At 67.5% G+C, this 25,306-nt stretch carries 23 protein-coding genes and 1 riboswitch; of the genes, 13 read left to right on the top strand and 10 right to left on the bottom strand.

Annotated elements, in window-relative coordinates; translation table 11 throughout:
- The first annotated feature begins 177 nt into the window (after positions 1-177).
- The 8 genes from A9976_RS05085 (at position 178) to A9976_RS05050 (ending at position 8,561) form a co-directional block, all read left to right on the top strand.
- Positions 178-909, top strand: coding sequence for a 2OG-Fe(II) oxygenase (locus A9976_RS05085; RefSeq protein WP_183018082.1), 732 nt, complete (start codon positions 178-180; stop codon positions 907-909).
- 12 nt (positions 910-921) lie between these two features.
- Positions 922-1,572, top strand: coding sequence for a DNA oxidative demethylase AlkB (gene alkB / locus A9976_RS05080; protein ID WP_183018081.1), 651 nt, complete (start codon positions 922-924; stop codon positions 1,570-1,572).
- A gap of 18 nt (positions 1,573-1,590) precedes the next feature.
- On the top strand, positions 1,591-2,280 hold the full coding sequence (locus A9976_RS05075; protein WP_183018080.1) for a 2OG-Fe(II) oxygenase: 690 nt from the start codon (positions 1,591-1,593) through the stop codon (positions 2,278-2,280).
- Between the two features lie 12 nt (positions 2,281-2,292).
- Positions 2,293-2,612: riboswitch (cobalamin riboswitch) on the top strand.
- A 120-nt stretch (positions 2,613-2,732) separates the two neighbouring features.
- Positions 2,733-4,889 carry a TonB-dependent receptor gene (locus A9976_RS05070; RefSeq protein ID WP_183018079.1) on the top strand — a complete coding sequence of 719 codons (2,157 nt, stop codon included), beginning with the start codon at positions 2,733-2,735 and terminating at the stop codon, positions 4,887-4,889.
- Entirely contained in the window at positions 4,889-5,932 is a 1,044-nt protein-coding gene (locus tag A9976_RS05065) for an ABC transporter substrate-binding protein (RefSeq protein WP_183018078.1), read from the top strand. Before A9976_RS05070 ends, A9976_RS05065 begins: the two co-directional genes overlap by 1 nt.
- A complete protein-coding gene (locus A9976_RS05060) occupies positions 5,919-7,004 on the top strand; it encodes an iron ABC transporter permease (protein WP_183018077.1) in 1,086 nt (361 codons plus the stop codon). Before A9976_RS05065 ends, A9976_RS05060 begins: the two co-directional genes overlap by 14 nt.
- Positions 7,001-7,789, top strand: a complete 789-nt coding sequence (locus tag A9976_RS05055; RefSeq protein ID WP_183018076.1) for an ABC transporter ATP-binding protein — start codon at positions 7,001-7,003, stop codon at positions 7,787-7,789. The genes A9976_RS05060 and A9976_RS05055 overlap by 4 nt, the downstream gene beginning before the upstream one ends.
- A complete protein-coding gene (locus tag A9976_RS05050) occupies positions 7,776-8,561 on the top strand; it encodes a (2Fe-2S) ferredoxin domain-containing protein (protein ID WP_259649107.1) in 786 nt (261 codons plus the stop codon). The genes A9976_RS05055 and A9976_RS05050 overlap by 14 nt, the downstream gene beginning before the upstream one ends.
- A 4-nt stretch (positions 8,562-8,565) precedes the next feature.
- On the opposite strand, the gene A9976_RS05045 is transcribed toward A9976_RS05050, so the two are convergent.
- The gene (locus A9976_RS05045; protein ID WP_183018074.1) at positions 8,566-9,504 is read right to left on the bottom strand and encodes a LysR family transcriptional regulator; all 939 of its coding nucleotides are present in this window, start codon (positions 9,502-9,504) and stop codon (positions 8,566-8,568) included.
- A 126-nt stretch (positions 9,505-9,630) separates the two neighbouring features.
- Here A9976_RS05045 and A9976_RS05040 point away from each other — a divergent pair, with 126 nt between their 5' ends.
- The 3 genes from A9976_RS05040 (at position 9,631) to A9976_RS05030 (ending at position 13,972) form a co-directional block, all read left to right on the top strand.
- On the top strand, positions 9,631-10,665 hold the full coding sequence (locus tag A9976_RS05040; protein WP_183018073.1) for a zinc-binding alcohol dehydrogenase family protein: 1,035 nt from the start codon (positions 9,631-9,633) through the stop codon (positions 10,663-10,665).
- Positions 10,666-10,726: 61 nt separating this feature from the next.
- Positions 10,727-12,049, top strand: a complete 1,323-nt coding sequence (locus A9976_RS05035; protein WP_183018072.1) for a serine hydrolase — start codon at positions 10,727-10,729, stop codon at positions 12,047-12,049.
- A 126-nt stretch (positions 12,050-12,175) separates the two neighbouring features.
- Complete coding sequence (locus A9976_RS05030; protein ID WP_183018071.1) at positions 12,176-13,972, top strand: methyl-accepting chemotaxis protein; 1,797 nt, start codon at positions 12,176-12,178, stop codon at positions 13,970-13,972.
- A gap of 31 nt (positions 13,973-14,003) precedes the next feature.
- On the opposite strand, the gene A9976_RS05025 is transcribed toward A9976_RS05030, so the two are convergent.
- Positions 14,004-14,984, bottom strand: coding sequence for a DNA-binding protein (locus tag A9976_RS05025; protein ID WP_183018070.1), 981 nt, complete (start codon positions 14,982-14,984; stop codon positions 14,004-14,006).
- A 288-nt stretch (positions 14,985-15,272) separates the two neighbouring features.
- Between A9976_RS05025 and A9976_RS05020 the strand changes: the two genes are divergently transcribed.
- Positions 15,273-16,424, top strand: coding sequence for a site-specific integrase (locus tag A9976_RS05020; RefSeq protein ID WP_183018172.1), 1,152 nt, complete (start codon positions 15,273-15,275; stop codon positions 16,422-16,424).
- 27 nt (positions 16,425-16,451) lie between these two features.
- On the opposite strand, the gene bioB is transcribed toward A9976_RS05020, so the two are convergent.
- Positions 16,452-17,513 (bottom strand): biotin synthase BioB, encoded by a 1,062-nt coding sequence (gene bioB / locus A9976_RS05015; RefSeq protein ID WP_183018069.1) that lies wholly within the window; start codon positions 17,511-17,513, stop codon positions 16,452-16,454.
- 28 nt (positions 17,514-17,541) lie between these two features.
- On the bottom strand, positions 17,542-17,928 hold the full coding sequence (locus A9976_RS05010; protein ID WP_183018068.1) for a hypothetical protein: 387 nt from the start codon (positions 17,926-17,928) through the stop codon (positions 17,542-17,544).
- On the opposite strand from A9976_RS05010, the gene A9976_RS05005 reads away from it, so the two are divergent.
- Entirely contained in the window at positions 17,927-19,906 is a 1,980-nt protein-coding gene (locus A9976_RS05005) for a UvrD-helicase domain-containing protein (RefSeq protein WP_183018067.1), read from the top strand. The two genes, A9976_RS05010 and A9976_RS05005, sit on opposite strands and share 2 nt — an antisense overlap.
- A gap of 7 nt (positions 19,907-19,913) precedes the next feature.
- On the opposite strand, the gene A9976_RS05000 is transcribed toward A9976_RS05005, so the two are convergent.
- The 6 genes from A9976_RS05000 to A9976_RS04975 form a co-directional block, all read right to left on the bottom strand.
- Positions 19,914-20,384: a VOC family protein gene (locus tag A9976_RS05000; RefSeq protein WP_026062485.1), complete on the bottom strand. Its 471-nt coding sequence runs from the start codon at positions 20,382-20,384 to the stop codon at positions 19,914-19,916.
- Between the two features lie 76 nt (positions 20,385-20,460).
- Positions 20,461-21,303, bottom strand: a complete 843-nt coding sequence (locus A9976_RS04995) for a YdcF family protein (protein ID WP_183018066.1) — start codon at positions 21,301-21,303, stop codon at positions 20,461-20,463.
- Between the two features lie 9 nt (positions 21,304-21,312).
- Positions 21,313-22,149, bottom strand: a complete 837-nt coding sequence (locus A9976_RS04990; protein WP_183018065.1) for a lectin — start codon at positions 22,147-22,149, stop codon at positions 21,313-21,315.
- A 156-nt stretch (positions 22,150-22,305) separates the two neighbouring features.
- Positions 22,306-23,070 (bottom strand): enoyl-CoA hydratase, encoded by a 765-nt coding sequence (locus A9976_RS04985; protein ID WP_183018064.1) that lies wholly within the window; start codon positions 23,068-23,070, stop codon positions 22,306-22,308.
- Positions 23,067-24,254, bottom strand: coding sequence for a CaiB/BaiF CoA-transferase family protein (locus tag A9976_RS04980; protein ID WP_183018063.1), 1,188 nt, complete (start codon positions 24,252-24,254; stop codon positions 23,067-23,069). The genes A9976_RS04985 and A9976_RS04980 overlap by 4 nt, the downstream gene beginning before the upstream one ends.
- A 9-nt stretch (positions 24,255-24,263) precedes the next feature.
- Entirely contained in the window at positions 24,264-25,247 is a 984-nt protein-coding gene (locus tag A9976_RS04975; RefSeq protein ID WP_183018062.1) for a tripartite tricarboxylate transporter substrate binding protein, read from the bottom strand.
- Positions 25,248-25,306 lie beyond the last annotated feature (59 nt).

Below are 25,306 nucleotides of genomic sequence, written 5' to 3'. Positions count from 1 at the left end.
CCCTCCTGGGACTGTGTCGGGTCTTGTGCAATTTGTTTCATTCTGCCGAGCGCGGATTGTCTCAGGATGCCGTTCACCCAGCGCCCTGCCAATGCAAGAAGCGGGATGCAGGCGCTGCGGCCGCGCCCTAGACTGCGGCAATCGCCCACAGCGCCCATACCGCCAACCGCGCCCGCCATGCACAACCTCCGTCTTTTCGACAACGAAGCTTGCGAATCCGCCCTGCCCTGCCACTGGACGCAGATGGAGCACCAGCTCGATGAGCAAGGCTGCGCGCGCCTGCCCGGCCTGCTGGATGCGCAGCAGTGCCGCGAGCTGGCCGCCCTCTACGCAAGGGAAGACGGCTTTCGTTCCCGCATCGTCATGGCACGCCACGGTTTCGGGCGCGGCGAGTACCAATATTTCGACTACCCCTTGCCACCGCTGCTGCAGCGCCTGCGCGAGCAGCTGTATCTGCGCCTGGCGCCGGTGGCCAATCTCTGGAACCAGCGCATGGGGCTGGAGGTGCGCTATCCGGGCCGGCTGCAGGACTTCCTGGCGCGCTGCCACGCGCAGGGCCAGTTGCGGCCCACGCCGCTCATTCTTCAATACGGTGCGGGCGACTACAACTGCCTGCACCAGGATGTCTATGGAGAGCATGTGTTCCCGCTGCAGGTGGTGCTGCTGCTGTCGCGGCCCGGGCAGGATTTTGCGGGGGGAGAATTCGTCATCACCCAGGCCGATGGCGACCGGCAGCGGGCCGATGTGATGGCATTGGACCAGGGCGATGCGCTGGTCCTGGCCGTGCGCCACCGGCCCGTGCCCGGGCGGCGCAGCGGCTACCGCCGCGTGGCCATGCGCCATGGCGTCAGCCGCATCCACAGCGGCCATCGCCATACCGTGGGGCTGATCTTTCATGACGCACTTTGATGGATGGCCGGCATGAGCACGCTGGATCTCTTTGCCGATGAGCATCCCGCCGGGGCCGAATCCATAGGTCCGCAATCCGTGGTGCTGCGCGGCCATGCCCTGCCCCAGGCCGTGCAGTTGCTGGAGGCGGTCGAAGGCATTGCGGCGCGGGCGCCGCTGCGCCATCTGGTCACGCCGGGCGGCTTCACCATGTCGGTGGCCATGACCAACTGCGGCGCGCTGGGCTGGACCAGCGACAGGAGCGGCTACCGCTACAGCGCCATCGACCCCGTCAGCGGCCAGCCCTGGCCCGCCATGCCGGCCCTGTTTGTCCGGCTGGCGGGCGAGGCGGCTGCGGCGGCGGGGTTCGAGGGCTTTGTGCCCGATGCCTGCCTCATCAACCAGTACCTGCCCGGCACCCGGCTTTCCCTGCACCAGGACCGCGACGAGCGCGACCTGGGCGCGCCCATTGTCTCGGTCTCCCTGGGCATGCCGGCCACTTTTCTGTTTGGAGGACTGGCGCGGGCGGACAGCACGGCCAGGGTGCCGCTGCAGCATGGCGACGTGGTGGTCTGGGGCGGTGTGGATCGGCTGCGCCACCACGGCGTGTTGCCGCTCAAGGACCAGCCTCACCCGCTGCTGGGCGGGCGGCGCATCAATCTCACATTTCGCAAGGCGGGCTGAATGGTTGGACGGTCTGAAATGGATAGGCTCAACAGCCAGGATCGCTTCGCCCGCCTGGATTGGGCGCGGATTGCCGCTGAGCTCGATGCCGAAGGCCATGCCCTGCTGCCGCAGCTGCTGACGGCGGATGAAAGCCGCGCCTTGGCCCGCGAGGCGGCCGCCGTGCCTGGCCTGCCGCCCTCCGTGCAGGCATGGCGCCCGGTGCTGTACGGGCATCTGCTGGCCCTGGCCAACCGCTGGCGCGAACACATGGGCATGCAGCCTGAGCTGCCAGGCTGCTTCGAGGATTTCATGCGTCCGGGCCGGCAAGCCGGCCAGACCCAGCCACAGCCACAGCCACATCTGCTGCGCGTGCCGGAAGCGGGCCATGCCCCGCTGCGCTCATACGGCGAAGGTGCGGCGGTGTTTCCGCTGCAGCTGGTGCTGCTGCTGTCCCGGCCGGGCCAGGATTTCGAGGGCGGCGAATTCGTGATGACCGAGCAGCGCCCGCGCATGCAATCGCGCCCCATGGTGCTGCCGCTGGGCCTGGGGGATGCGGCCATCATCGCCACAGGGCCGCGCCCGGTGCGCGGTGCGGCAGGCTTTTACCGCGTGCACCTGCGGCATGCCATCAGCCGCGTTCACCGTGGCGAGTGGCTGGGTCTGGAGCTGCTGTTGCACGACGTGCCCCAGGCGCCAAAGGCTCTGCAAACAGGCCGCTGGCTATAATGCCGCGCCTGCAAAGGCATCCGTGCAACAGGTGTCCGCATGCCAGCCATGGGGATGAAACGGGAACAAGGTGACTGCCAGCAAATGCTTTTTGCGCTGCCGGCACAGGCCTTGGCTGCCCCCGCAACGGTAAACAAGTCAAGGCGCTCCATGCCTGTCCCGCCAGTCTCCGCAACCCTGCGGAGGGGCGATGACAGGCTGTCACTGGTTCATGGCGTGGTCTGCAACATGCAGCTTTTCGCGGGTGGATTGGGAAGACGGGGCGCTGGGCGCAAGGCATGTCCTTGCGCCGCTTGTGAGCCCGGAGACCGGCCTGCTGCGTTTCCCGCCTGCTGTGCAGGCGTTTTCTTGACTGTCTGCGGGGTGCGGATGGCAACGCCCTGCTCCCCTTCCTCCCACGCTGGCTGGAGAGGCGGCAGTGCCTTGCTTTCGCATCAGACGGTCGAAGACCGATGTTCGAAATGCATTCCTCCTTTTCCAGCGTTTCCAGCGCTCGCGCTGCCCAGTCCCTTTCCGTGCGGCTGAGCCCGCTGGCCCTGGCCTGCGCCTTCATCTGCCTGCCGGCGCAGGCTCAAACACAAACGCCCACCCCAACGCCGCCATCAACCGCCCTGCCCGAGGTCCAAGTCACCGGCCAGGCCGAACGCATCGGCCAGCAACTGGCCCAGCCTGCGCGCTCTGCCAGCCATACCGGAGTCTCCAACCAGGAAGTGCCGGCCAGCGTGGACGGCGTCTCCGCCGAGCAGATGCAGGAGCGCGGCGACTACGCCCTGGTGGACGCCGTCACGCGCACCGTGGGCCTGACGTCCAGCAGCACGCCGGGCAACGGTGGCCTGTCCTTCAGCAGCCGCGGCTTTGCGGGTGTCAATTCCGTGGGCGTGGCCGAAGACGGCATGGTGCTGGGCGTGGCCGCGGGCACCACGGCCTATCCGGGTGACAGCTGGGGCTACGAGCGCATCGACGTGCTGCGTGGGCCGGCCTCGCTGATGTATGGCAGCGGCACCATGGGCGCCACCGTCAACGCCATCCGCAAGCAGCCCAGCCGCACCAGCTCGGCCGAGGTGCTGCTGGGCGCGGGCACGGACGACACGCTGCGCCTGGGCCTGGGCGTGACCGGCGCCCTGGGCGCCTATGCCAGCTACCGCATCGACAGCTACACCGCCCGCAGCGCAGGCGAGCGCGATCTGGACCAGTCGCGCAACGGCAAGTTCATGAGTACGCTGCGCTTGGAGCCCACCAGGGACCTGCAGATCGACCTGATCGCCGACCGCAGCGTGCAAAAGCCCAGCCGCTACTGGGGCACGCCGGGCCTGGACGGCAAGGTGGTGGAGTCGCTGCGCGACCGCAACTACAACGCCGAAGACAGCGTGCTGCGCTATGCCGACGAGCGCCTGCGCGCCAAGGTGCAATGGAAGGCCAATGACTGGCTGACGGTGCGCAACGAGCTGTACCACGTGCAGTCCGACCGTCACTGGCGCAACATCGAGGCCTATGCGCTCAACCCCGCCACCTGGACCGTGGGCCGCTCCGACTACCTGGAAATCCTGCACGACCTGGAGCAGACCGGCAACCGCCTGGGCCTGAACGTGGACCGGGGGGCGCACAAGATCGCCATGGGCTGGGAGGCCGCGCGCATCAACCTGCGGCTGTCCAACAATTCGCCCTATGGCGGCTCGTCCACGGTCTCGGCCTGGGATCCCGTGCACGGCAGCTGGGCCAGCCCCGATGCCACGGCAGCCAAGACAGAAACCGGCGTGACCCAGCACGCGCTGTACCTGGAGGACGCCTGGCGCATCAGCAACCGCTGGCTGGCCATGGCCGGCCTGCGCCGCGATGTCTACAGCTTTGCCAGCCACTCCCTGGTGGGCGGCACGGACTTCGACAAGACGCTGGCCGCCACGTCATGGCGCCTGGGCCTGACCTATGAGCTGGCCCGCAACACCCATGTCTACGGCCAGCTCAGCTCCGGCCACGATCCCGTCAACAGCCTGGTTTCGCTGAACCTGGCCAATACCGCCTATGCCTTGAGCAAGGGCCGCCAGGCCGAGATCGGCATCAAGCAACAGGTGGCGAACGGGCGCGGCGAGTGGACGCTGGCCGTGTTCGACATCAAGAAAGACAACATCATCACGCGCGACCCGGACCGCCCGGCCATCTCCATCCAGGGCGGCAGCCAGTCCTCGCGCGGGGCGGAAGCCACCGCCGCCTTCCAGGCCACGCCCGCCCTGCGCCTGGAGGGCAATCTTTCCTATGTCGATGCCCAGTTCGACAAGCTCATCGAGGCCGGCGGCAACCGCGCCGGCAACCGTCCGCAGAACGTGGCCAAGACCACGGCCAACCTTTGGGGCCACTACCGCGTGGGAGCCTGGCAGGCCTCGCTGGGCCTGCGCTACGTGGGTGACCGCTTTGGCAACAACGCCAACACTGTGAGCCTGCCCGCCTACACGGTGGCGGACGCCGCGCTGAGCTGGCAGATGGACCAGCGCACCACGCTGAGCCTGATCGGCCGCAACCTGGCCGACAGGGTCTATGTGGGATCGAGCTACGGCAGCCAGTTCCTGGTCGGCCAGGGCCGCCGCTTCGAGATCGCGGCCCACATCCGGTTCTGATGGCCATGGCGCGCTCCAAAAGCCTCCGCGGCCTCTGCGCTGGCGCCCTGGCAGCCACCCTGCTGCTGGCCGGCTGCTCGCGCAGTGATTCCGGCACCGCCAGCGAACGGCCGGCATCGCCAGCCGCGCCGCAGGCGGCCGTGACCGTCAATGTCTGCGGCAGCCCCGTGACCTACGCCAGCGCACCGCTGCGCGCCGTGACCCATGACGTGAACATCACCGAGATGTTTCTCTTTCTGGGCCTGGGCGACCGGCTGGTGGGCTACAGCGGTATCACGCAGGCCAAGCAGATCGACCCGGCCTTCCATGCCCAGCTGGCCCGCGTGCCGCGGCTGGCCGAGCGCGAGATGAACCTGGAGGCCATCCTGGGCGCCTCGGCCGACTTCGTCTTCGGCGGCTGGAGCTACGGTTTTCGCCAGGGCCAGGTCACGCCCGAGGTGCTGCAGCGCCACGGCATTGCCTCGTACGTGCTGTCCGAATCCTGCATCCACGTGGGGCCGCGCAGCCAGGTGGCGCTGGAGGACGGCCTGACCGACCTGCGCAACCTGGGCCGCATCTTCCGTATCGACGCACATGCCGAGCAACTGGCGCAAGGGCTGGAGCGCGAACTCAGGGACTTGCGCGCGCGCATGCAGGGCGTGCGGCAGCGGCCCGCGGTCTTCGTCTACGACAGCGGCCAGGACATCCCCGTGACCGTGGGCCGCTACGGCATGCCGCAGGCCATGATCGAGGAAGCGGGCGGGCGCAACATCTTCGACGACATTCCCAGCAACTGGCCTGCGGGCAACTGGGAGGACGTGGTGCAGCGCAACCCGCAGTGGATCGTCGTCATCGACTACGGCCAGCCCGATGCCCAGGGCAAGATCGATTTCCTGCTGGCCAGGCCCGAGCTGGCCGGCGTCGATGCCATCCGGGAGAAGCGGTTTTTCGTGATGACCTATGCCGAGGCCACACCCGGCCCGCGCAACATCGCGCGGGCCCGTGCCCTGGCCCAGGCCCTGCACCCCGACCGCATGCCGGCGACCAGCCATGCGGCCAACTGAGTTCCGCTGGCCCAGGCGCCCGGGCGCCGCCCGCGCCTGGTGCCTGCTGCTGTTCGCGGCCTTGTTGCTTGTGATGACGCTGGCCATCACCTGGGGGCCCGTGGATATGCCGGCCGGCACGGTCTGGCGCATAGCCTGGGGCCGGCTGCTGCAGGCGCTGGGCATGCAGCCGCCGCCGCTGGAGGGCATCACGCCGCAGCACCAGCAGATCGTCTGGCTGATCCGCATGCCGCGCGTGCTGCTGGCGGCCCTGGTGGGCGCCGGGCTTGCCGTGGTGGGCACCATCATGCAGGCCATGGTGCGCAATCCGCTGGCCGATCCCTATCTGCTGGGCGTGTCCTCGGGTGCGTCGGTGGGCGCCGTGGCCGTGCTGGCCTTCGGTGCGCTGGCATCGGCAGGCATGTACGCCCTCACGGCCGGGGCCTTTGCGGGGGCGCTGGCGGCCACCGTCGCCGTCTACCTGCTGGCGCGCTCCCAGGGCCGCATCCATGCCACGCGGCTGATCCTGGGTGGCGTGGCCATCGGCTATGTGCTGGCGGGCGTGACCAGCCTGATCACCCTGTCATCGGGCCAGCGCGACCTGGCCAACGCCCTGCTGACCTGGACGCTGGGCAGCCTGGCGGGCACGCAGTGGGAAGAGCTGGGCATTCCCGCCGCCGTGCTGGCTGCGGGCCTGCTCTGGCTGGGGCTGCAGACGCGCCCCCTCAACGCCCTGCTGGCCGGTGACGAGGCCGCCGCCACCTTGGGCGTGGACACGGCACGGCTGCGGCGCGCACTGTTCCTGGTGGTATCGCTGCTGACGGGCACCATGGTCGCGGTCAGCGGCGCCATCGGCTTTGTGGGGCTGATCGTGCCGCACGCCGCGCGCATGCTGGTGGGAACGGACCACCGGCGCGTGCTGCCGGTGGCTGCGCTGGCCGGTGCCCTGCTGCTGGTGCTGGTGGACCTGGTGGCGCGCACTGCCTTTGCGCCCATGGAGCTGCCCGTGGGCGTGATCACTTCGCTGATCGGTGGCCCCTTCTTCGTATGGATGCTGGTGCGCCAGCCGGTGCAGGGAGGGCGCGGACCATGAAGCTGCAAGCCCAGGACCTTTGCTGGAGCGCCGATGCCCGGCGTGCCGACGCCCGGCGCATCGTGGACCATGCCAGCCTGACCCTGCACAGCGGCGAATGCCTGGGGCTCATCGGACCCAACGGCAGTGGCAAATCCACCCTGCTGCGCATGCTCTACCGCGTGCTGCGGCCCGACGCAGGCTGCGTGCTGCTGAACCAGCGCGACATCCGTGACATGACGGCGCGCGAGTTCGCGGCCCAGGTTTCGGTCCTGGCGCAGGAGGCGCCGCAGAGCTTTGATTTCACCGTGCGCGAGGCGGTGATGATGGGCCGCATTCCCCACCAGTCCCCCTGGGCGGGCGACAGCACCGAGGACCTGGCCTGCATGCGGCAGGCGCTGGCCCAGGTGAATGCCTTGGCGCTGGAGGAGCGGCGTTTTTCCAGCCTGTCCGGCGGTGAGAAGCAGCGCGTGCTCGTGGCCCGGGCGCTGGCCCAGCAGCCGCGGCTGATGCTGCTGGACGAGCCCACCAACCACCTGGACATACGCCACCAGCTGGAGTTGATGGGCCTGGTGCGCAGGCTGCAGATCAGCAGCATCGTCGCCCTGCACGACCTCAACATCGCCGCCCACTACTGCGACCGTCTCTATCTCATGGAACAAGGCCGCATCGTTGCCCATGGCACACCGGCTCAGGTACTGACCCCGGCCACCATCGGCCAGGTCTATGGCGTGGCTGCCGAGGTGGACACCCATGCCGCCACCGGCCGGCTGCGCATCAGCTTTATTCCCGATGAACTCCTCTGAAACATCCATTCCGCCCGGGCCCGACGCCGTGATCGTGCTGGGCCGTGGCGGCACGGGTGCCGCCTCGCGCCAAAGCCTGATCGAACTGGCCGATGCCTTGCGCCCGACGCTGGAGCCGGGCTGCAAGGTCGTCACCGCCTTTGTGGACAAGGCCGCGCCCTCGCTGCCCGATGCGCTGCAGCAATGCCTGCCGGCCCACTCCATCGTCGTGCTGCCCCTGTTCTCGCCCGACGAGCCTGCCCTGCTGCGCTGGCTGCACAAGCTGGCCATGCGCTGGCGCTCGCAACTGCCGGACCAGACCGTGCAGGTGCGGTTTGCCGACCATCTGCTGGGCGCTGCCGCCATGCCCGCGCTGTTGCTGTCGCAGATGGCCCAGGCCCTGCAGGCCCCTGACATTGCCGAGACCGCTGGCGACCACTGGCAGCACGATCCCCAGGCCTGGTCCCAGGTGCCAGATCACCAGCACCACGCCCTGGTCTGCACGGGGCCGCGCTGCACGGCACTGGGCGCCGTGGCCGTCTGGCAAAGCCTGGGCGAGGCCATGCAGGCCAGCAGTGAACTGCGCGCAAGGCTGCGCCTGCTGCAGACCAGCTGCCAGTACCCCTGCAACCATGGCCCGCTGGCCATCGTCTATCCGGATGGCGTCTGGTATGGGCGGCTCACGACCGGGAATGCCGCCCAGGTGGTGGAGGCCCATGTGCTCTCGCGGCAGGTCTGCGCGGAGCACCATGTGCACGGACCAGTGGATCTGGCGCCGCAGCAGGCATCGTGATGCATCAGGGCTGCGCCGTTCCCGGCGCCGCCTCCAGCTCCGCCAGCCTCACCGCCACAAAATCCCGCAGCGCGCGCACCAGCGGCGTGAACTGCCTGCGCGTGGGCGCGACCAGGTAGAGCGGCACGCGCTCGGTCGCCCAGTCGGTGCACAGCGCGATCAGCCGGCCCTGGGCCAGGTCTTCGGCCACATCGAAGTAAGACTTGTAGGCAATGCCCCGCCCTGCCACGGCCCAGCGCCGCACGGCGTCACCGTCGTTGGCCACATTGCGGCCGCGTACGCGGACATGGACGGGTTGCGGTGGCGCCGCCCCCTGCCCTGACGGCCAGAAACTCCAGCGGTCATGCACTTCCTCGCCCAGCATGAAGCACAGGCAGTCATGGCCGGCCAGATCGTGGGGCGTTGCGGGGGTGCCGCGTTCCTGCAGATAGGCCGGTGCGGCGCAGAGCACGCGGCGGTGCGTATCCGACAAGGGCAAGGCCACGAGGCTGGAATCCTGCGGCTTGCCATAGCGAAAGGCCGCATCCACGGGCTCGCTGTAGACATTGGCCACGCGGTCGGACAGGTGCAGCCGCAGGTCCACGCCCGCGTGCAGGCGCTGGAATTCGTCCAGCCACGGCATGAGCACGTTGCGGCCCAGGTCGGAGGGGGCGGCCAGCTGCAGCGTGCCGCGCAGCGCGGCCTGGCCGCCCGCCAACTGGTCGCTCACCTGGCGCAGGCCGGCCAGCGCGGGGCGGCAGTGCTCCAGAAACAACTCGCCCTCCTGCGTGAGCCGCAGGCTGCGCGTGGAGCGAACGAACAGGGTCACGCCCAGCTCGGCCTCCAGCCGCTTGAGCGCGGCGCTGGCCGCCGCCGGCGTCAGGTCCAGTGCGCGTGCCGTGGCCGAGAGGCTGCCGCTGTCTGCGGTGCGCACGAAGATATCCAGGTCCTGCAGGCTTTTCATGGAGGTCGCCGGGCATTGATTTTCAAAAATTATTTGAAGCTTAGTTCAAAGGAAAAGCCATTTAACAAAATCCCTATCAAGGACAAGATGGCGCCATCTTCTTTCCACTCCTTGCAGGACACCCGCATGAAAGCCGTCGGTTACCAAAACGCCCATTCCATAGACCATCCCGAGTCCCTGCTCGACATCACCCTGCCCGAGCCTGTGCCTCAGGGGCGCGACCTGCTGGTCGAGGTCAAGGCCGTGTCCGTCAACCCCGTGGACACCAAGGTGCGCGGCAGCGCCTCGCGCAGCGCGGACGGCCCCGAATACAAGGTGCTGGGCTGGGACGCCAGCGGCATCGTGCGCGCCGTCGGCCCCGAGGTCACGCTGTTCCAGCCCGGTGACCGTGTCTGGTACGCTGGATCGATTGCGCGCCAGGGCACGAACAGCGAACTGCATCTGGTGGACGAACGCATCGTCGGCCATGCCCCGCAATCGCTGGACTTTGCCGAGGCCGCCGCCCTGCCGCTGACGGCCATCACGGCCTGGGAGATGCTGTTCGACCGCCTGGGCGTGGCGCCGGGCAAGCAGCCCAGCCGCAAAAGCCTGCTCATCATTGGCGCGGCTGGGGGCGTGGGCTCCATCCTGACCCAGCTGGCGACCCGCCTGACCAGCTTGACCGTGATCGGCACGGCCTCGCGGCCCGAGACCCGGTCATGGGTGCGTGAACTGGGTGCCCACCATGTGATCGACCACAGCCTGCCGCTGGCCGAGGAGTTGCGCCGCATCGGCCATCCCGCGGTGGACTACATCGTCAGCCTGACGCAGACCGACGCCCACCTGCCCCAGATCGTCGAGGCCATCGCACCGCAGGGCAAATTCGGCCTGATCGACGACCCGGCTTCGCTGGACGCCACGCTGTTCAAGCGCAAGGCGGTCTCCATTCACTGGGAGCTGATGTTCACGCGCTCGCTGTTCGGCACCGACGACATGATCGGCCAGCACCATTTGCTGAACGAAGTCGCGGCCCTGGTCGATGCCGGCCTGATCCGCACCACGCTGGACCAGCGCATGGGTCCCATCAACGCCGCCAACCTGCGCCGCGCCCATGCGCTGATCGAGTCCGGCAAGGCGCGCGGCAAGCTGGTGCTGGAGGGCTGGGAGCAAGGCGCGGTGTAAGGCCTGGGACAAGGCCTGGCCAAGGCCCAGCGTGGCTGGCAACCGTAGTATGGTTGCCACCATGCAGCTCAAACATTTCATGGGCGCCCTGGCTGGCAGCCTCGTGTTGGCCACAGCCACGGCAGGGTCCGCCGCCAAGACCCCCTCCTATCCCGATGCCGATGCCAGCGACCCCGCAAGGCTGGGCTGGATGGTGGGCTCGCCGCCACCGCCGGACCGCATGCTGCGCTTCGAGGACGGCTCCTATTTCCAGTTCCCGGCCATGCGCTGGAGCGTCTCGCACTTTCGCCAGCTCATGCCCACGGTGAATGTCTCGCGCGGCCTGGCGCCTGCGGCGCCGCTGGCCCAGGCGCTGCGCGACGACATCGACGAGTTGCGCTTCACGCCGCTGGGGGCAAGCCAGCCCATGACCTGGCGCGATTCGCTCAAGGCCAACTACACCGACGGCATCGTGGTGCTGCACAAGGGCCGCGTGGTCTATGAGCGCTACTTCGGCGTGCTCAGGCCCGAAGGCCAACACGGCGCCATGTCGGTGACCAAGTCCTTTGTCGGCACGCTGGCGGCCATGCTGGCCGCCGAGGGTCAGCTCGATCCCTCGCGCCGCGTGTCGGAGTACGTGCCCGAACTGGCGGCCTCGGCCTTCGGCAATGCCACGGTGCGCCAACTCATGGACATGACCACGGGCATACGCTTCAGCGAAGACTATGCGGACCCGCAGGCCGAGGTCTGGGCGCATGCAGCGGCCGGCAACCCGCTGCCCAAGGCCAAGGACTACACCGGGCCGCGCAGCTACTACGAATTCCTGCAGACCGTGAAGCCCGAAGGCGTGCACGGCAAGGCCTTCGGCTACCGCACGGCCAACACCGATGCGCTGGGCTGGGTGCTGGCGCGCGTGAGCGGCCAATCGGTGGCCGATCTGCTGTCCGAGCGCATCTGGAGCCGCCTGGGCGCCGAGCAGGATGCCTACATGTCGGTGGACTCCACGGGCACGCCCTTTGCAGGCGGCGGCCTGAACCTGGGCCTGCGGGACCTGGCGCGCTTTGGCGAGATGCTGCGCAACCGGGGCCAGTTCAACGGTCAGCAGATCGTTCCCGCAGCGGCCGTGGACGACATACGCCGGGGCGGCGACGCGGCCGCCTTTGCAAAGGCCGGCTACAAGCTGCTGCCGGGCTGGACCTACCGCAACATGTGGTGGGTCACGCACAACGCCCATGGCGCCTTCGCGGCGCGCGGCGTGCATGGGCAGACCGTCTACATCGATCCCAAGGCCCAGATGGTGATTGCGCGCTTTGCCTCGCATCCGGTGGCGGGCAATGCAGCCAATGACCCGACCTCGCTGCCTGCCTACGAGGCCCTGGGCAGGCTGCTGGCGGGGGAGCGCTGACAGCGCTGAAGGGGGGCAATTCCCCGCAAGGGCTTCAGCCGCCAGGGGGCACCTGTGCCAAGGATGCTTGTTGTCATGAAAATTTGCTAACGTATGTAGCATCTTTTTGCAATTAGTTGATCCCCCATGTTCCAGTCCCTGCGTGCGCGACTCATCGCGCTCAGCGTTGCCATCGTCACAGTGGCCATGCTGGCCCTGGCCATTGCCAATTTTTTCACGGTGCAGCGCCATGTGCTGTCCACACTCGACGACCAGAGCCGCCAGCTGGTGAACGCCCAGGCCCAGGTTCTGGGCGAATGGGTGGCCACCAAGCGCCTGCTGACCCATACCCTGGCGCAGGCGGTCGATACGCCGGAGCCGCATGCCGTGGTCCAGGCGCTGCGCGACGGCGGCGGCTTCTCGGACGCCTACTTCGGCTACACCGACAAGCGCATGTTCTTCCTCAACGAGATGGCGGCCGACTATGACGTGACGGCCCGTCCCTGGTTCAGACAGGCGCTCAAGGAAGGCCGCCCCGTCGTGACGGCGCCCTATCTGTTCGCCTCACCACCGGAGGTGGGCGTGACCTTTGCCGAGCCGGTCGGCCCCGCCGGCAACCCCCATGCCGTGGTCGGTGCGGACGTGCTGCTCACCACCGTGGTGCGCACCGTGGGCGCCATCAGGCCCACGCCGGGCAGCTTTGCCTTCCTGGTGGATGAGGCGGGCGCCATCGTCACCCATCCCGATCCGGCACTCACGCTCAAGCCCGTTTCGGCGCTCTCGCCCCAGTTGCGTGCCGACGCCCTCCAGGCCCTGCCCAAGGCGGACACCGGCATGCGCACGGCCGTCGGCGGCAAGGACTTCCTGTTCTACGGCCAGGCCGTACCCGGCACGGACTGGCAACTGGTGGTGGCCGTGCAGCGCGACGAGGCGCTGTCCGCGCTGGGTTCGCTGCTCAAGGTATCAGGCGCCATCGTTGCCATTTCGCTGATTCTGGCGATTGCGCTGCTGGGCGCCGTCATCGCCCGCGTCACGCGCCGGCTGGCCGTGGTGCGCGATGCGCTGGAAGACATCGCCTCGGGTGACGGCGACCTCACGCGCCGCCTGTCGGTGCAAGGCAACGACGAATTGACGCAGATCGCACGCGCGTTCAACCACTTCACCGACAAGATCGCCTCGGTGCTGGTGCGCATCAGGGACTCGTCCGAGACCGTGCGCCATGCCTCCACCGAAATCGCCAGCGGCAACCAGGACCTGTCGGCACGCACCGAGCAGCAGGCCAGCTCGCTGGAGGAAACCGCTGCCGCCATGGAGCAGCTCACCGCCACCGTTCAGCACAACGCCGAGAATGCGCGCCAGGCGCGCCAGCTGGCCAGCAGCGCCTCGGACATCGCCACGCATGGCGGCACCGTGGTGGACCAGGTGGTGCGCACCATGGGCGGCATCGAGCAGTCCTCGCACCGCATTGCCGACATCATCGGCGTGATCGACTCCATTGCCTTCCAGACCAACATCCTGGCGCTGAACGCCGCCGTGGAAGCGGCCCGCGCCGGCGAACAGGGCCGGGGCTTTGCCGTGGTGGCCTCCGAGGTGCGCACCCTGGCCCAGCGCAGCGCCACCGCCGCCAAGGAGATCAAGGCGCTGATCGACGACTCCGTGGGCCAGGTCGATGCCGGCAGCCGGTTGGTGCGGGACGCGGGCGCCACCATGGGCAAGGTGGTGGAAAGCGTGCAGCGCGTGACGGCCATCGTCACCGAGATCAGCAACGCCAGCCAGGAACAGAGCACGGGCATTGCCGAGATCGGCACGGCCGTCAGCCAGATGGACCATTCCACCCAGCAGAACGCGGCCCTGGTCGAAGAGGCCACGGCCGCGGCGCAGTCGCTGCAGCAGCAGGCCGCGCAACTGGCGGACGTGGTGGCAGGCTTTCGGCTCCAGTCCTGACCCGGCCACCAAGGGGCGCGAGCCCTGACTGCTAGCCCCGCCTGTCCTTGAGGCGCGTCATGGAGCGGCGCGCGGCGGACAGGCTTGCGCGCCGGCCCAAGGGCAGTGCTGCGCCCGCATCGGGCACGGCGGCGCCGGCCAATCGCTGCTGTGCCTCCAGCAGGCTGCGCAGATCCGCCGCACGCTCCTGTGCCAGCGTGGCCGCGTTCTGGGCGGTCTGCAGCTGGGAGTGCAGGGCCAGCTGCTCCTCCTCACTCTTTTCATAGCGGCCTTGCAGCTCTGCAAGGCGGGTCGCTGCCTTGCGCTCCTGCTCGGTGGCTGTCTTGCGGGCAGCCGCCAGTTCCTGGCGCGCACGGTCCACTTCGTTGAGCATGTGGCGCTCATTGCCCGCGTATTGCTCGGCCATGCGCTGGCGCTCCAGCGCGGCGGACTGCATTTCCTCGCCATGCTTTTGCTGCAGCGCCTCGCGTTGGCGGGCCGCTTCGGCCAGCGCATCGCGCATTTCCTCCAGGCGCTCGTCGCGGTCCTGCAGCTGCTGCTGCATTTCATCCAGCCGGCGCGACAAGTCCTGCGACTGCGCCTGGGCCACTTGCAGGGCCTGGTCCATGGCCTCTTTCTGCGCCTGCATGGACGCCTCGCGCCGCGCCATTTGCTCTTGCTGCTCCTGCAGCTCGGCCTGCGTGGCCTGCGCTGCTTCCTCGCGCGATTGCAGCGCGGCGCGGGCGGCCTCCATGGCGGCTTCCTGGGCAGCGTCCCAAAGCTGCTGCGCAAGGCGCTGAACGGGATCGGGTACTGACGAGGGCAGCAGCTCGCCCTGCCCTGCCGCCACGCCCAGGCGCTGGCCCAGGGTGGCAAACCAGGTCTCCAGCATCGGGCTGACGGTATTTGGCGAGCCTCGGCCGATTTGCTGGCGCACGCGCTCGATGGTCGGCCGCAGGCCCTGGGCGATCAAGGCGTCTGCCGCGGCCCAGACATCGGCTTCCTGCACGCCGCGGGTGGATGTTTTCTGCATATCGTGAACTATTTTCCAGATTACTAACGATAAGTGATTGTTATCGTGAGTTATTTTAATATTGTGTAATACATCATATGTGTCATGTATTAAATATTACATATGAAATTTTCATACAGTATGGATACGCACATTACACGGCTTTGCCCAGGCAAAAGGCCGCAGCAGCCTCTGGAAAGCTTGGAAACTGAAATTTGCATGGCCTGCATGGCCTGCATGGCCTGCATGGCCTGCATGGCCGCAGGCTCCGCGGTGGGCAGCCCTGCTGCGCCGGGCGACAATCCACGGATGCGCAACGGCCCTTTTCCGCTGACTCCCCAAGACCAGTCTCTGGAAGACACAAGGCAAGGCAGCACCCTGCCCTCTGCGGGGCTGGAGCCTGCCGCCCAGCAGGCCGTGCGCGAGTTGCTGCGCGAGGGCGAATCCACCAACACCAGAAACAGCTACCAGAGTGCGATGCGCTACTGGGCCGCCTGGCATGCGCTGCGCTTTGAGCGGCAGATGCAGCTGCCGCTGGATGTGGCCTGTGTGCTGCAGTTCATCATCGACCACGCCCAGCGACAGACCGGCGCGGGCCTGGCCAGTGAAATGCCGGCGCACATGGACCGCGCCCTTGTCGAGGCCGGATACAAGGCCCGCGAAGGCCCCCTGTCGCACAACACGCTGGTGCACCGCATGGCGGTGCTGTCCAAGGCCCATCAAGTGCACGGTTTGGCCAACCCCTGCCAGGACGGCGCGGTGCGCGAGCTGATGTCGCGCACGCGCAAGGCCTATGCACGGCGCGGCGAGCAGCCCGCCAAAAAGGATGCGCTGACGCGCGACTTGCTGGAGCAATTGCTGCAGACCTGCGATGACAGCCTGCGCGGCCGCCGTGACCGCGCCCTGCTGCTGTTCGCCTGGTCCAGCGGCGGGCGCCGCCGCTCGGAGGTGGCCGGGGCCGACATGCGCCACCTGCGCGCCGTGGGGCCGCAGGAATTCATCTACACGCTGGCGCACTCCAAGACCAACCAGTCCGGGCGGGATGCGCCCGAGAACCACAAGCCCGTGACCGGGCGCGCGGCCCAGGCGCTGGCCGATTGGCTGCGTGCCGCCGCCATACAGGAAGGGCCGATCTTCCGGCGCATCCGCAAAGGCGGCCATGTGGGCGAGCCCCTGTCGCCGGCCGCCGTGCGCGACATCGTCAAGCAGCGCTGCGCGCTGGCGGGCGTGGAGGGCGACTTTTCAGCGCACTCCCTGCGCTCGGGCTTTGTGACCGAGGCCGGGCGCCAGAACGTGCCCCTGCCCGACACCATGGCGCTGACGGGGCACAGCAGCGTCAATACGGTGCTGGGCTATTTCCGTGCGGATTCCGCGTTGAGCAACCGTGCGGCCCGGCTGCTCGATGCCGGTGACGACGATGCGGCCGCCGCCGCGCAAGGCAGCGGCCGGCCGCAGTCCTGAGTCGCTGGCTCAAAAGAGCTCAAAAGCTCACTCCTGTACCGAGGTCCGCGTGCCGCTCAGGCCCAGCTTGCGCAGCAGCGTGGTGTCGGCTTCCACATCGGGGTTGCCGGTGACCAGCAGCTTGTCCCCGTAGAAGATGGAATTGGCGCCGGCCATGAAGCACAGGGCCTGCACGGCGTCGCCCAGCTGCTGCCGGCCCGCCGACAGCCGCACGCGCGCCGTGGGCATGGTGATGCGCGCCACCGCGATCACGCGCACGAAGTCCAGCGGATCGACCGGCTCGCTGTCCGCCAGCGGCGTGCCCGGCACGCGCACCAGGCTGTTGATGGGCACGGATTCGGGATGCGGGTTGAGATTGGCCAGCTGGGCGATCAGGCCCGCGCGGTGCACAGGCGCCTCGCCCATGCCGATGATGCCGCCGCAGCACACGCTGATGCCCGCGCCGCGCACGGCCTTGAGCGTGTCCAGGCGGTCCTGGTACTGGCGCGTGCTGACCACGTCCTGGTAGTACTCGGGCGCGGTGTCCAGGTTGTGGTTGTAGTAGTCCAGGCCCGCTTCGCGCAGCGACTGCGCCTGATGCGGCTGGAGCATGCCCAGCGTGGCGCAGGTCTGCATGCCCAGACCCTTCACGGCGCCGATCAGCTCGTTCATCTTCTCGATGTCGCGGTCCTTGGGCGCGCGCCAGGCCGCGCCCATGCAAAAGCGCGTGGCGCCCGCGTCCTTGGCGGCCTGGGCGGCCCGCGTGACTTCGTCCACGCTCATGAGCTTTTCCGCCTTGACGCCGGTATCGAACTCGGCCGCCTGCGGGCAGTAGCCGCAGTTCTCGGGGCATCCGCCGGTCTTGACCGACAGCAGCGTGGCCAGCTCGATGTCGCCAGCGGGCCAGTGCTCGCGGTGCACGCTCTGGGCCTGGAACATCAGGTCCATGAAGGGTTTGTCCAGCAGTTCCTGAATGGCCTGCACGCTCCAGGCGCCGTCAAACGGCAGCGTGTCGCTTCTGGAGGGGCGTGCGTGCCATTGCAATGGGCTGCCGGCCGCAGGCTGTGCGGGGCTGTCGGAAGTCGTCGGGGCGGTGCTGCAGGCGGTCATCAAAAACTCCTCTGTGGGTCTGCTTTTTTCATTCTGATGAGCAAAAAAAGCTTTGGGAATGAAAAAGCCGGCTCCCTGCCAAAAATAGTTTCCCCATTTTCATGGGCTGCAAAAAGAGCGAACTTCGCTTATTTTTGAGCGATGTTGGGTTTGTTTTGGCAGAAGTTTCCCTCGGTGACTTCTTCATGCCGCAAGCGCGCAGCCATCGGCGGTCAACATCGCCCAATTGTCCGGCGAGCGCTTCAAAAGATGCGTGTACAGGCACAGCAATGGATTCCCAATACCTGCCAGATGCCTCTCCAAAACGACCACAATGGGTGCCCGCCGTCGTCGCCACGCGGTTTCCAATCCAGACGGCCTGCGCCTGAACCCGCTTTCCCCGTTTTTGCCGCTTTCGCTCAGATTTCTCCCCCATGTCACTGCACTCCCTGGAATTTCCTGCCGATCACGGCAAGCCGCTGCTGCTGTCGCGCGAGCAGCAGGCCATCCTGGCGCATGAGGGTCGTTCGGCCATCGTGGCTGCGCTGGCCGGGGTGGGCAAGACCACGACGCTGGCCTGCAAGGTGGTCCAGGCCTGCCGTAGCGGCCAGGCCCGGCGCATCCTGGTGCTGGCCTATTCGCGCTCCGGCGTGGCGGCCTTTCATCACCGGCTGAAGCAACTGGTGCGCGAAGTGCCGCCCCAGGTACAGATCACCACGGTGGAGCGCTGGGCGGCCCAGCAGATCCGCCGCCGCGATCCTGGGGCCCGTTTTCTGGCCGACCGCGTGGCACTGCAGGCCCGTGTGCGCGAGGCACATGCCGCGTTGTGCGAGCGGCTGGCCTGGCAGCCCGACCCTTTGTTCGAGCAGCCCGGCGATCTGGATCTGGACGCCTTCTGGGACTTCAACCTCAGCGCCAAGAAGTCGTTGCTGCCCCAGCGCCTGGCCGAGGAAGGCATGGGACTGGCGAGTTTCTGCGAGGAGTATTTGCTCGACTACCGCATGGCCGGCCTGTTCTTCGAGTACGAGCGCCGCCGCATAGACCACTGCGGCGACCCGCTGTACTACGCCGAAGGCGACTGCAGCCATGCACTGGCCAGCGACGCCCTGCAGGGCCAGGCGCTGGACCTGCCGCGCTACGACCTGGTGGTGTTCGACGAGATGCATGACCTGGACCCGGCCTCGCTGCAACTGCTGCGCGCCCTGGTCGGAACCAGCGGCTGCGCCTTTCTGGGCGCAGGCGACTTCAACCAGCACATCGAGGCACAGGCCTGGTCCGTGTTCCGCGACAAGCTCCACCAGCTCGATGACTTCCTGCCCCAGGCCACGGCCACGCTGGCGCTGACCCAGTCGCGGCGCTTTGGCCCGCAGATCGCCAAGGCGGTCAATGCGCTGTTCAACGTTGGGCTGACTGCAGCGCCCACGCGCTTCAGCACCGTGCACCAGCTGCAGCATGCCGATGACAGCGAGTGCATTGACCAATTGCTTCAGATCCAGGCCAGCCTGGCACGTGCCCCGGAAACCGCTGCGCCAGGCGAGCCGCCTTCCGCCCTCGCACGCAATCCCTCGCTGACCGTGATCCTGCGCCATGAGCAGGATGCCTGCGCGCTGGAATGGGCCATCCACCGCGCCGGCAAGTCCGCCAGCTTCTACGGCTTCAAGCGCTTTTACCTGCAGCGCGAGATTGCCCTGCTGCTGGGCCTTTGCTATGCACATGGCATGCAGGCGCTGTCATGGAAGGCCGAGGTCAGCGTGCTGGGCAGCGAGATCCTGGCGGCCTTTGTGGAAGGTGCGCTTTTCTACGGCAAGGGCAGCGTGGATGGCGCCGACATGGCCGATCCGTCAAGCCGCCATACGCTGGCCCAGCGCATGGCGGGCGAGATGCTGCACAACCCGCAGATCATCTGGCGATTCCTGGGCAACCAGTCCAGCCTGCAGGGCGGGCAACGCAACTTCCTGGCCTTTGGCCGCTTTTTGCAACTGCCCCTGGCGCTTCAGTCAGACGCACGCAGCCTGCTGGAGCAGGCCGATGTCTGGGGCCTTTTTGCTGGCGTGGCCCTGTCGCAGGCCCAGACGGCGGCCTTGCGTCAGCGCGTGAAGGCTTTCATGGATTCGGTGGCGGGCATGGCCGTGCCCGACATGCTGGCCCAGGTGGCCGCCATGGCCACGCGCTTCGAACGAACCGTGCGGGCCGAGCGCGGCTTCGATTTTCATCTGAGCACCATCGAGGAAGCCAAGGGCAAGGAATACGAGCATGTCGCCCTGCCCTTCATGGAGCCTGGCCGCTTTCCGGCCTCGGCCCCGCACGCGCTGGCCTTTCTGGAGCGCAACCGCCTGTACGTGGCCATGACGCGCGCCCGGAAAAGGCTGTGGCTGCTGGAGCATGCCGAGCGGCGTGTCCAGCCTTTCGCCTGAAGGCCTCTCAGCCCAGGGCGGCGATCACCTCGGCCGGCGCCTGCACCAGCTCGATCAGCACGCCCTCGCCAGCGATCGGAAACTCGTCATTGCTCTTGGGGTGAAGAAAGCAGATGTCGTAGCCGGCCGCGCCCTTGCGGATGCCGCCGGGCGCAAAGCGCACGCCCTGCTCCGTCAGCCACTGCACGGCCAGCGGCAGGTCGTCTATCCACAGGCCGATATGGTTCAGCGGCGTGGTGTGGACGGCGGGCTTCCTGTCGATGTCCAGCGGCTGCATGATGTCCACCTCGACCTTGTGCGCGCCCTGGCCCATGGCCAGGATGTCTTCGTCCACGTTCTCGCGCTCGCTCTGGAATGTGCCGGTCTGGGTCAGGCCCAGCATGTCCACCCACAGGCGCTTCATGCGCTGCTTGTCGGTGCCGCCGATGGCCACCTGCTGTATGCCCAGAACCCGGAAAGGACGCTGTTCGCTTGCCACTGTCTCACTCCTGTTGATTTATGAAGAATCACATTGTGGAGCCAATCCGCAAGGCCGCAGCCCATCGCACAGCGGCTCAGAACTCCCCCAGCACCCATCCGCTGATCACCGCAAAGTACTCGCGCAGCCAGGCGTTGGCGCGGATCGTCACGGGCGTGGGCGCACCCACGGTGAAGGCCTGGCCGTAGCCGCTGCGCTCGGCTATCCAGCCGGCGCGCAGGGTGTGGAAGTCGCTGGTGACGATGGCGATTGCCGCCTGCGGCTCCACCCCGCGCGCCTGCAGCAGGGGCAGGCTCCAGGCCAGGTTCAGCGCCGTGCTGGTGCTGCGTTCCTCCATCAGCAGGCGCTCGGGCGGCAGGCCGTGGCGCTGCTGCAGATAGCGCGCCATGATGGCGCCCTCGCTCTCGCTTTCCCCAAAGTCCACCCCGCCGCTGGTGAGCACCAGCGCCTTGGGATGGCGGGCGGCCAGCTCGGCAGCGCGGTCCAGCCGCTGGGCCAGCGTGAGCGACGGCTGGCCGTCACGCGTGGCACTGCCCAGCACCACGATGGCCTGCACCGGCTGGTCAGGGGCCAGCCGGGAAGAAGCAGACAGCAGATGTGTCCAGAACAGCAGCAGGCTTGCCAGCCATATCGCCAGCACTGTCCAGCCCAGCCACCATGCGCGCCGCAGCCATGCACTGGCGCGCAGCCTGCGCGCAATGGCCGAGCGCCAGAAGCTGCAGGCCATGAACAGCAGGCCCAGCACCGCTGGCAGCGTCACGCCCAGATTGAACATGCCACGCGCCATCAGCACCACGGCATCGCCCAGCAGTACGGCGCCAGTGATCAGGCCCAGCCACTGCAAGGGCCCCCGCCGCCGCAAGCCCGTGACGGCGTTGCGTCCGGGCACTGGCCCGGGCGCGGGAGAGAGCTTGTGCAACAAGCGCCCTCAGTTCCAGCGCTGGTTCGGGCCGCCGGCGCAGGACCAGACGATCACGGGCTGGCCCGGGCGGGCATTGCCGCCTTCGATGTCCAGGCACTTGTTGGCAAAGCGGCTGCGGATCTGGCCACGGCTCCAGTCCCATTTCTGGTTGGGCTGGTTGCGGCACTGCCAGGCAATCACCCGCGCACCATTGCGGGTGTTGCCGTCGGCCACGTCCAGGCACAGGTCGCCCACGCGCATCTCGCCGTCACGCGTCAACGTGAAGCGCTGGTTCTCACCGCCGCTGCAGTGGTAGACGATGAGGCCATTGCCCGGGCGAAGTCCCCCGGATATATCCAGGCACAGGCCGTTCTGGCCCCGGACCTCCCGCCCGCCCCAAGAGGGATAGCCGGGCTGCTGGCCCGGGTAGCCCGGATAGCGGTCATCGTTCCACTGGTCGTCGCGGTCACGTTCGCGATCCTTGTCGCGCTTGTTGGCCAAGATGGCAGCGCCTGCAATCGCTGCCACGGCGGCACCGGCAATCCAGGCGCCTGTGTTGTCGCTTTCGCCTTCCTGGCCCTGCGCACCCTGGGCCTGGCCGGTGAGGATGCGGAAACGCCCGCCGCAACCGTCCTTGACCCACATCTCCCGTCGGCCAAGGTCATAGCCCCAGTTGCGGTTGTAGCTGCAGTTACCGGCCACGGTCTCGACCAGTTGCACCTGCTGCGCGTCGTCGGGCAGGCTGTAGGTCTGGTAGCGGCCGTTGGACATGAGTTGCACAGTCTCTTCGCCCGCAAGCGCAGGCACTGCCGGGGCAATGAAGCTGCTGGCCAGCAGGACGGAAATGCATTTCTTGATTTGCATGGGATTTCTCGGGCTGCGTTGATCTGAGGGACGGCTACGCGCAGCAACCGGCCTTCTCTTGCAGGCCCAGAATGCAACTACCGCCTCTTTCCAGGCTGTGGAGTTTAGCCAAGCAATTTGTAGGATTGCGCCATATTCTGGCAAGGCTGGCTCAAATCATTGCCTGTTGAATTCCGCCACCCCCGCGCGAAACTCCGCACTCCCGTAAACCGCCGACACCAAATCCTCATCCTCCAGTCGCTGTTCCACGACCAGGCGCCTCAGGCTTTCCTTGACGGCTGACTGAGTGGTCGCAGACAAGGCCATGAGCCGCTCGGCCAGCGCCTGGGCCTGGGCTTGCAACTGATCTGCCGGCACGACCGCATGCACGAACCCGCAGATCTCGGCCTGCCCGGCCGACAGGTAGTCCGCGAGCAGCAGCATGCGCTTGACGCGCGGTACGCCCAGGCCGGCCACCAGGCGTGCAATGTTGCGTGATGACAGCGTGTTGGACAGCGTCTTGGCAATCGGCGCACCAAAGCGCGAGCCTGTGCTGCAGATGCGAAAGTCACATGCCGTGGCCAGGGCCAGGCCGCCGCCGACGGCCCAGCCGTCGATAACGGCGATGGTGGGCACGGCGACGCGCTCCACGGCGTCGATCACGCGCTCCACGAAGGCTTCGTAGGCAAGGCCTTGCCGGCCGTCATGGAAGTCCTTGAAGTAGGCGATGTCCGTGCCCGAGATGAAGGATTTGCCGCCCGCGCCGCGCAGCATCAGGCAGCGGATGGCCGGGTCGGCCTGGCAGCGTTCCAGGGCCGTGAGCAATGCCTCGTACATGGGCATGCTCATGGCGTTGTGGCGTTCGGGACGGTCGATGAGGATCTCGGCCGCGCCCCCGGCGTGAAGGGTCAGCGCCACGGATTCATGCAGGGCCGTGCTCATGCGGCGGCCTTCAGTGCCTGGAGCTCGGCCATGATTTCTGCGTTGTGCTCGCCCAGCAGCGGCGGATGGCGGCGCACCTGCTGGGGCGTGCCGAGCATCTTGACGGGAAAGCCGATGTTCTTGACCTTGCCTTCGATGGGATGGTCGATCTCCATGCACATGCCGCGGTGCTGGCCGTGCTCGCCCTCGAAGGCCTGCGGATAGGTGAGCAGCGGGCCTGCGGGAATGCCGGCATCCAGCATGCGGTCCACCCAGTCGGCGCTGTCGTGATGGGCAAACTCCGCTTCCAGCGCCTCTATCAATGCCTCCCGGTGCCTGAGGCGCAGCGCCACGGTGGCGTAGTCCGGGTGTTCCACCAGGTCCGGGCGCCCGAGCAGCGCGCACAGCCTGGCCCAGAGCTTCTGGTTGGTGGCTCCCATGACGAAGTAGCCGTCGCGCGCCTTCACGGCCTGGTAGGGGGCGCTCATCTTGTTGCTGGTGCCCAGTGGCGCGGGCGGCACGCCGGTGCCCCAGTATTCGGACATGTCCCAGATCGAGAAAGCCATGGCCGAGTCGAACAGCGAGGCGTCTATGTGCTGGCCCTGCCCCGTCTTCTGTGCGCCTATGTAGGCGGCCAGCAGTCCGTAGGTGGCGAACAGTGCGCAACCGATGTCGGCCACGGGCACGCCGGCCTTGACGGGCTTCTCCCCCTTGTAGCCGGTGACGCTCATCACGCCCGACATGGCCTGGGCCATGAGGTCGAACCCCGGCCGCTGGGCCCAGGGACCGCTCTGGCCGAAGCCCGAGATGCTGACATAGACGATGCGCGGGTTGATGCGGCGAATGCTTTCATAGTCGATCTTCAGGCGCTGGACCACGCCTGGCCGGTAGTTCTCGACGATGACATCGGCCGTCGTGGCCAGCTGGTAGAAGGCCTCACGCCCCTCGTCGCTCTTGAGGTCCAGCGTCAGCGACCGCTTGTTGCGGTTCATGTTCAGAAAGCCCATGCTGTCCGGGCCCTTCATCTTGAAGCCCATGGCGCCGCGCGTCTGGTCGCCGGTGCCCGGAGGCTCGACCTTGATGACATCGGCGCCCAGGTCGGCCAGCAGCATGCAGGCAAATGGGCCGGCCATGACCTGGCTGACGTCGAGCACGCGGATGCCTTGCAGGGGCAGTTGCAGCGGGTTGGATTGGGGATTGCTCATGCCGGGTCCTCAGCTTTCTTCGGTGATTTTTGCAGCGCGCACCACGTCGCCCCACTTCTTGTATTCGGCAGCCATGAAGGCCGCGAACTTGTCCACGGAGCCGCCGCCGTCCTCCACGCCGTATCCGTCGAAGCGGCTGACCACGTCAGGCATGGCCAGCACGCGGTTGATGTCGGCATTGATGCGCTGGGCCAGTTCCCTGGACATGTCGCGCGGGCCGACGACGCCGTACCAGCTCGATGCGTCAAAGCCCTTGAAGCCCTGCTCGTCCATGGTGGGCATGGCCGGGAATCCCTTGGCACGGTTCACGCGGGTCTGGGCGATGCCCAGCATTTTTCCTGCGCGGACCTGGGCAGTGGCGGCCGTCATGGTGTCGAAGCTGAAGTCGATCTGACCGCCGATCAGGTCGGTCTGCATGGGGCCGGATCCTTTGTAGGGAACGTGGATGCTCTTGACACCTGCCGCCATGTTGAACATCTCGGCCGCAAGGTGCTGCACCGAACCTGTGCCAGAAGAGCCGAAGCTGACCTTGCCGGGGCTTTTGCGGCACAGCTCCACCACTTCCTGCACCGAGGCATGGCCGTTCCTGCTGCTGGTCACCAGGATGTGGGGCGTTGCGCCGATCAGGGCGATGGGCGCGTAGTCCTTGAGCGGGTCATAGGTGATGGATTTGAAGATCTGCGGCGAGATGGCGTGCGTGTTCACATGGGCCATCAGCAGGTTGATGCCTTCTGTGAAGCGGGTCTTGGCAAAGTATTCGGCCGCCAGCGAGCCCGTGGCGCCGGGCTTGTTCTCCACGATCACGGGCCGGCCCCAGACCTCGGACAGCTTCTGGCCCACGATGCGCGCGAACACGTCGGTGCCGCCGCCAGGCGCCCAGCCCACCAGGATCTTGGCGGGCCCCTTGGGCAGTTCGGAGGCCGGGGGCGCGGCCCCTGCCCAGGGTGCGGCCAGCGCGGTGGCGCCGACCGCGATGAAGTCGCGGCGTTTCATGTCTGTCTCCTGCACATCGTTGTTGTGCAGTGACTGTCGCCGGGCGCCGATATCGCGGC

The sequence above is a fragment of the Delftia sp. UME58 genome, from assembly GCF_014170385.1.
GTDB classification, from domain to species: Bacteria; Pseudomonadota; Gammaproteobacteria; order Burkholderiales; family Burkholderiaceae_C; genus Comamonas; species Comamonas acidovorans.
This window is presented reverse-complemented; position numbering and strand designations above follow the sequence as displayed.

Bases quoted from the DNA above. Each gene is read 5' to 3' on its own strand.
- A9976_RS05085 (WP_183018082.1), top strand. From the start codon at position 178: ATGCACAACCTCCGTCTTTTCGACAACGAAGCTTGCGAATCCGCCCTG.
- alkB (WP_183018081.1), top strand. From the start codon at position 922: ATGAGCACGCTGGATCTCTTTGCCGATGAGCATCCCGCCGGGGCCGAA.
- A9976_RS05075 (WP_183018080.1), top strand. From the start codon at position 1,591: ATGGATAGGCTCAACAGCCAGGATCGCTTCGCCCGCCTGGATTGGGCG.
- A9976_RS05070 (WP_183018079.1), top strand. From the start codon at position 2,733: ATGTTCGAAATGCATTCCTCCTTTTCCAGCGTTTCCAGCGCTCGCGCT.
- A9976_RS05065 (WP_183018078.1), top strand. From the start codon at position 4,889: ATGGCCATGGCGCGCTCCAAAAGCCTCCGCGGCCTCTGCGCTGGCGCC.
- A9976_RS05060 (WP_183018077.1), top strand. From the start codon at position 5,919: ATGCGGCCAACTGAGTTCCGCTGGCCCAGGCGCCCGGGCGCCGCCCGC.
- A9976_RS05055 (WP_183018076.1), top strand. From the start codon at position 7,001: ATGAAGCTGCAAGCCCAGGACCTTTGCTGGAGCGCCGATGCCCGGCGT.
- A9976_RS05050 (WP_259649107.1), top strand. From the start codon at position 7,776: ATGAACTCCTCTGAAACATCCATTCCGCCCGGGCCCGACGCCGTGATC.
- A9976_RS05045 (WP_183018074.1), bottom strand. From the start codon at position 9,504: ATGAAAAGCCTGCAGGACCTGGATATCTTCGTGCGCACCGCAGACAGC.
- A9976_RS05040 (WP_183018073.1), top strand. From the start codon at position 9,631: ATGAAAGCCGTCGGTTACCAAAACGCCCATTCCATAGACCATCCCGAG.
- A9976_RS05035 (WP_183018072.1), top strand. From the start codon at position 10,727: ATGCAGCTCAAACATTTCATGGGCGCCCTGGCTGGCAGCCTCGTGTTG.
- A9976_RS05030 (WP_183018071.1), top strand. From the start codon at position 12,176: ATGTTCCAGTCCCTGCGTGCGCGACTCATCGCGCTCAGCGTTGCCATC.
- A9976_RS05025 (WP_183018070.1), bottom strand. From the start codon at position 14,984: ATGCAGAAAACATCCACCCGCGGCGTGCAGGAAGCCGATGTCTGGGCC.
- A9976_RS05020 (WP_183018172.1), top strand. From the start codon at position 15,273: ATGCGCAACGGCCCTTTTCCGCTGACTCCCCAAGACCAGTCTCTGGAA.
- bioB (WP_183018069.1), bottom strand. From the start codon at position 17,513: ATGACCGCCTGCAGCACCGCCCCGACGACTTCCGACAGCCCCGCACAG.
- A9976_RS05005 (WP_183018067.1), top strand. From the start codon at position 17,927: ATGTCACTGCACTCCCTGGAATTTCCTGCCGATCACGGCAAGCCGCTG.
- A9976_RS05010 (WP_183018068.1), bottom strand. From the start codon at position 17,928: ATGGGGGAGAAATCTGAGCGAAAGCGGCAAAAACGGGGAAAGCGGGTT.
- A9976_RS04990 (WP_183018065.1), bottom strand. From the start codon at position 22,149: ATGCAAATCAAGAAATGCATTTCCGTCCTGCTGGCCAGCAGCTTCATT.
- A9976_RS04985 (WP_183018064.1), bottom strand. From the start codon at position 23,070: ATGAGCACGGCCCTGCATGAATCCGTGGCGCTGACCCTTCACGCCGGG.
- A9976_RS04980 (WP_183018063.1), bottom strand. From the start codon at position 24,254: ATGAGCAATCCCCAATCCAACCCGCTGCAACTGCCCCTGCAAGGCATC.
- A9976_RS04975 (WP_183018062.1), bottom strand. From the start codon at position 25,247: ATGAAACGCCGCGACTTCATCGCGGTCGGCGCCACCGCGCTGGCCGCA.